The sequence below is a fragment of the Rhizobacter sp. P2_H2 genome (assembly GCF_056403375.1).
This window is the reverse complement of the sequence record NZ_JBFUFP010000316.1, coordinates 1-5,322: the sequence shown is the minus strand read 5'-3', so window position 1 is coordinate 5,322 and position 5,322 is coordinate 1. Positions and strand designations below refer to the sequence as shown.

The window sequence follows — 5,322 nt, the reverse complement described above, 5'->3', positions numbered from 1 at the left end:
GACCGTACCAGCATCGACCTGGCCTGGGATGTCGGCAGCGAGGTGCCGCAGGGTGTCGTGCAGGCGCGATCGTTCGGCACGCCGGGCGGCAAGATCTACGTCGGCGTCGACACGCCGAACCACCTGCCGGATCCCGCCATCGATCGCTCCGAGATCCGGGTCACGAGCAACCAGGATGCGACCGTCCGCATCTTTCCCAATCCCGCGCTGACACCCGGCACCTATACCGGAACGCTGCTGCTGCTGGTGTGCTCGGATCCCACCTGCAGCCGCCACTTCACGGGGTCGCCCGCCACGCTGGCCTACCAGATCGTCGTGCGTCCGGGCATCCGCCTCACACCCTCGGCCTTGGCCGTGGCCAACAGCGCCGGGCTGCCGCGGTCCAGCCAAGTCGCGGTGGCGTTGCCGCCGGACGTGTCGGAGTACGCCGTCAGCACCGACGATGCCGCCGTGACCGTCGACCAGCGCAGTGCCACCGGCCTGCGCGTCAACACACCGGCGCGCGAGCCCGGCACCTACACCACGCACCTGACCTTGACGGCAGGCAGCTACCAGCGCGTGCTGACCGTGACCGAAACCGTCGGCGTGCGCACCCTGCAGCTCGACACCACCGAGTTGACGCTGCAGGCCGTCAGCGGGCAGCCGGCGGTCGCGCATGTCGGCATCCTGACCTTGCCGCCGGGCGCATCCACCGTTTTCCTGAATCTGCATTTCAATGCCGAGGCCCAATCCTGGCTGCACCTGTCGAACATCACCCCGACGGGATTCGACGTGGTCGCGGACTCGCTGCCGTCCGGCACCTACGACGACATGTTCAGCGTCCGGGACGACCAGCTGAAGAGCGGCAGCGCCACGATCAGGCTGTCGTATGTGGTGAGGCCGCCTGCGGGGGGCGATCAGCCGTTCTCGACAACGGTGAAGAGCCTGAACCTGTCGGCGGCGGAAGGTGCGAGCACGACGCAGACGCTGCCGATGACCCCGCCGAGCTGGAATCCGGATGTCGCTGTCGCCATCGAGTACAGCGGCTCGGCGAAGGGCTGGCTGAGCACTTCGGTCCTGCCGGGCACCGGCCTGCAGGTGACGGCGCAGGCACTCGGCCTGGCGAAGGGCAGCTACTACGCCACGCTGACTCTGAAGCCAGCCTACCCGAGCCGGCCCGTCGTCGTGCCGGTGGCGCTCACGGTCGGCTCCGGTCTCGCGACGCCGGTGCCGCAGACGCTGGTGATCGGTGCCGAGTCGACGCCGGCGGCGCTGGCCGGCAGCGTTCCGGTGGTCGGGAACGGCGTCGCGGCGGCGTCGTGGACCGCTGTCTCCTCGGTCCCGTGGCTGCGGCTCACGCGCAGCAGCGGCGACCTGACGACGCCGCTGACCTACGAAGCGGACCTGGCCCAGGTGCTGGCCCTGCCCGCGTTCACCGACCTGAAGGCCGGCATCACGATCCAGGCGAACGCGGTGGGCGCGGCCGCCGGCAGCGCGCTGACGCCGGTGACGGCGCAGGTGGTGCTGCGCAACGAGCTGCCCGAGGTGCTGGGTGTGGGGCCGGCCGCATGGCGCACCGGTCGAGCCGGTACGCTGATCGTGCGCGGGCGTGGCTTCGATCACCTGGGCGACCCGGTGGCGCGCCTGTCGATCACCGGCATCACGCCGCAGAGCGTCGCCGTGGTCAGCCCGACCGCGATCAACGTGACCCTGCCGATGATGAGCGCGGGCGACAGGGCGATCGCCCTCTCGAATGCGCTCGGTGCCGCCACCGCGTCCGGCGTGCTGCGCGTGGTGGATGCGCCGGTGCACGCGGCCGGCAAGGTCGCGACCGGGGGGCAACCGACCTCCCTGGTCTACGACCCGATCCACGGCCTCGTCTTCCTCGCGAACCCGACCCTGGGTGTCGTGCAGCGTGCGCGCGAAACCTCGTCGGGCTGGGTGTCCGACCGGCTCGCCTTCACGGCCCCGTTCGACATCGGCATGAGCCCCGATGGAAGCTGGCTGGTGGTGGTGGAGAGCAAGGGGACGCTGCACCTGGTCGACCCGGTGGCCTTCACCGTGACCAGCAGCCATCCGGTCGGCACGGCGATCATCAACTCGCCCGGGTCGAGTACCGGCCATGGCTTGCCCTTCACCGACGACGGCCGGGTGTGGATCGGGTCGGTCAGCCAGAAGGGCCCCACGCGCTTCCACCTGGCATCCCGCGCCTTCGACGTACCGGGGCTGCACGGTGGACCGATGGAGGTGTCGCGCAATGGCGAGCGCCTGCTGATCGGACAGGTCGATCTTGGAAACACGATCAGCTACGGCGACCAGTCGAGCGGCACCTGGCGCCTTGCGCCGGCCGCTGTGGGATCTCTCGGCGGCGCCGACAACGGTGTCGACGAGACGGGCAGCCGGATGATGGTCAATGCCGTCGTCTACGACGCGGACTTCGCGGCCGTGGGGCGGGCGAGCGACCCGTTGCCCAAATGGGTGGAGCAATCGACGGTGCTGTCGCCGGATGGCGGGCGCGTCTACCGCTACGTGTTTCCGATCAACGGAACCGGTGACACTCGCACGCCGTACCTCACTGTCTTCGACGCCGGCGGAGCGCCCTCCACGCAGACCAGCCTGCCGGCGCTTCCGGTGCTGGGCAGCGTCCCGTTGAGCGATTTCGCGTGCCTGGTGGTGCTCAACTGCTTGTCGGAGCCGAGGATGAACATCTCGCCCGATGGCAGGACGGTGTTTGTGGCGGGCGAGAACGCACTGCTCGTCATCCCGGTGCCGCAGGCGCTGGCTCCGCGGGTGAAGGCAACCTCCGCTGGGCGCACCGGTGCTTCCGCCGCGGTGGAACGCCTGCGTTGAACGGCGCTATGCGCTCAGGCAGGCCCTGAGCGTGGCAGCGTCGAACGGCTTCTGCAGGAACGGCCAGCCCGCCCCCCAGTCGGCCTGGCCGCTGAACGCCTCCAGCGGCATGCCCGACATCAGCGCCACGCGCAGCTGCGGCCAGCGCGTCGCGACGGTGCGGGCCAGCTGCACGCCGCCCATGCCATCGCCCAGGCGCAGGTCCGACAGCAGCAGTTGCGGCGCGGCGCCGTCCTCCAGCCGGCGCAGGGCCTCTTCCGCGCTGGCGACCGCCTGCACTCGGCAGCCCGCGGACGAGAGCATTTCCGACACCGTGCTGCGCACCGCTTCGTCGTCGTCCACCAGCAGCACCGAGGACACCGGCACCGTGGCCGACAGGCCGGGCCCTGACGGCGCTTGCCGCTCGCGCGCCGCAGCCTCGAGCGCAAAGCGCAAGCTGACGCTCGTGCCCTCGCCGACCCGGCTCGCGAGCGCGATGCGCCCGCCCGACTGCTTCACGAAGCCATAGACGATCGACAGCCCGAGCCCGCTGCCTTCGCCGTCTGCCTTGGTCGTGAAGAACGGTTCGAACACCTTCTCGCGCAGCGCCTCGGGAATGCCGCTGCCGGTGTCGCTGACGCGCAGCTCGAACTCGCCGCCCTCCACCCGCGTTGCGATCTCCAGCCGCCCGCCGCCGGGCATCGCGGCCGCGCTGTTGATCACCAGGTTCAGCAGCGCGTTCTCCAGCTGCCCGCGGTCGACGTGCACGCAGGCGTCGCCGGCCCGCAGTGCCAGCGCCACCTGCACCGCGTCGCCGGCGCTGTAGTCAATCAGGTCGATCATCTCCTCGACCATCGCGTCCACCGCGACCGGCTCGGCCTGCAGCGGCTGGCGCCGCGCGAACGCTAGCAGGCGCCGCGTCAACGCGCTTGCGCGCTCGGCGGCCCGGCCGGCGCGCTCCAGCTGCGCACGGCCGACGGCATCGAGCCCCGTCTGCGCCTCCAGCAAGCCCAGCGTGCCGACGATCGTGCCCAGGTGGTTGTTGAAGTCGTGCGCGACGCCGCCGGTCAGCTGGCCCAGCATCTCCAGCCGCAGCGCATGCTGCAGCTGCACCTCGATCGCACGGCGCTCGGTCAGGTCGGTGACGAGGCTCACGACACCGCCATCGGGCATCGCCCGGCTGCGCACGTCATAGACGCGGTTGTCCGGCAGGTACAGCTCGACATGCGCATGCGCGGTGAACGGTGGCAGCGCGCCGGCGGCCAGCGCCTGCCGCTCGGTGAGCCCCGGCGCGCTCCATGCGATGCCGCCGGCCAGTTGCGCCATCAGCTGCCGTGGCGGCTGGCCCGGGGCCGGCCGCACGCCGTGCACCGCGAGCATGCGTTCGAGCGGTTCGTTCCACAGGCGCAGCCGGCCGTCGCGGTCGAACACCGCGAGGCCGTCGTTCATGCTGCTGTGCACCGCGGCGCGCAGCTCGCCCTGCTGGCGCAGGTCGGCCACCAGCTGCTGCTTGGCCAGCAGGTTGTCGCGGAACACCTCGAAGGTGCGGGCGAGCGCGCCCAGCTCGTCGCGGCGCGCGGTTGCCGGCGTCGCCACCGAGGTGTCGCCGCGCGCGAGCCGCGACATCACCGCGGTGATCCGCTCGACGCCGCCGACCAGCCGGTGCACGTAGGCGGTCGCGCCGAGCGCGATCACGCCGCACACCAGCGTCAGCAGCAGCAGGCCGGTCTTGCCGGAGGCGATCGCGCGCGAGACGAGTTCGCTGCGCGTCTGCGCGGTCTCGCGCAGCGTGTCGACGTGGCGCGAGACCTGCGCGCTGAGCTCGTCGGCGTTGGTGCGCGTCAGCAGCACCAGCGAGCCGCTGCGGCTGTCGAGGTTGATCTGCTCGCTGCGCAACCGCAGGATGCCGGCCGGGCCGATCGACAGCTCGCGCAGCGTCGCGCGGAACACGTCGCCGAGGCCGGCGTAGGCGGCCCGCCGGTCGGYGGCGATCAGCAGCGCCTCGACATCGGCCTGCAGCCGCCCGAGCGTGGCCGGCGTGTCGACGCTCGCACCCAGCACCAGGCTGGACCACACCTGCGTCAGCACCGGGTCGCCGTGGCGCGGCGGCGTGCCGCGGGCGTGCAGCCGGCTGCCGATGTCTTCCAGCCGCTCCATCTGCGTCTGCAGCCGCTGGCGCACCTGCTGGCGCAGCTGCGTCAGCTCGGCCAGCCGCAGCAGGTTGATGTCGCCGCGGTCGATCAGCGGGCCGATGCGGGCCTTCAGCGGGCCCTGGCCGTCGATCTCGCCGGAGCGCTGGCGGATCTCGCTGATCAGCCCGCGCGCGATCGTCGCGCTGGCGTCCAGGCTCTCGGGCGTGCGCGACTCGGCCAGGTCGGGCGCGGTGGCGGCCAGGCGCGTCGTGCGCTCGGCGAGTTCGAGCGCCTGCGCGATCTGCGGCAGCACCTCGTCTTCGTAGGCCGAGAGCTCGCGCTGCGTGCGCTGCATGCCGAGCCAGCCGACGATGGCCAGCGC

The 5,322-nt window shown here is 71.7% G+C and carries 2 protein-coding genes; one reads left to right on the top strand and one right to left on the bottom strand.

Translation table 11 applies throughout. From position 1 onward, the window contains the following. On the top strand, positions 1–2,829 hold a 2,829-nt coding region (locus AC1D15_RS16835), incomplete at its 5' end, for a hypothetical protein (protein WP_477826868.1). Positions 2,830–2,835: 6 nt separating this feature from the next. Here AC1D15_RS16835 and AC1D15_RS16830 read toward each other — a convergent pair. Further along, the coding region (locus AC1D15_RS16830; protein WP_477826867.1) for a hybrid sensor histidine kinase/response regulator at positions 2,836–5,322 on the bottom strand (2,487 nt) is incomplete at its 5' end.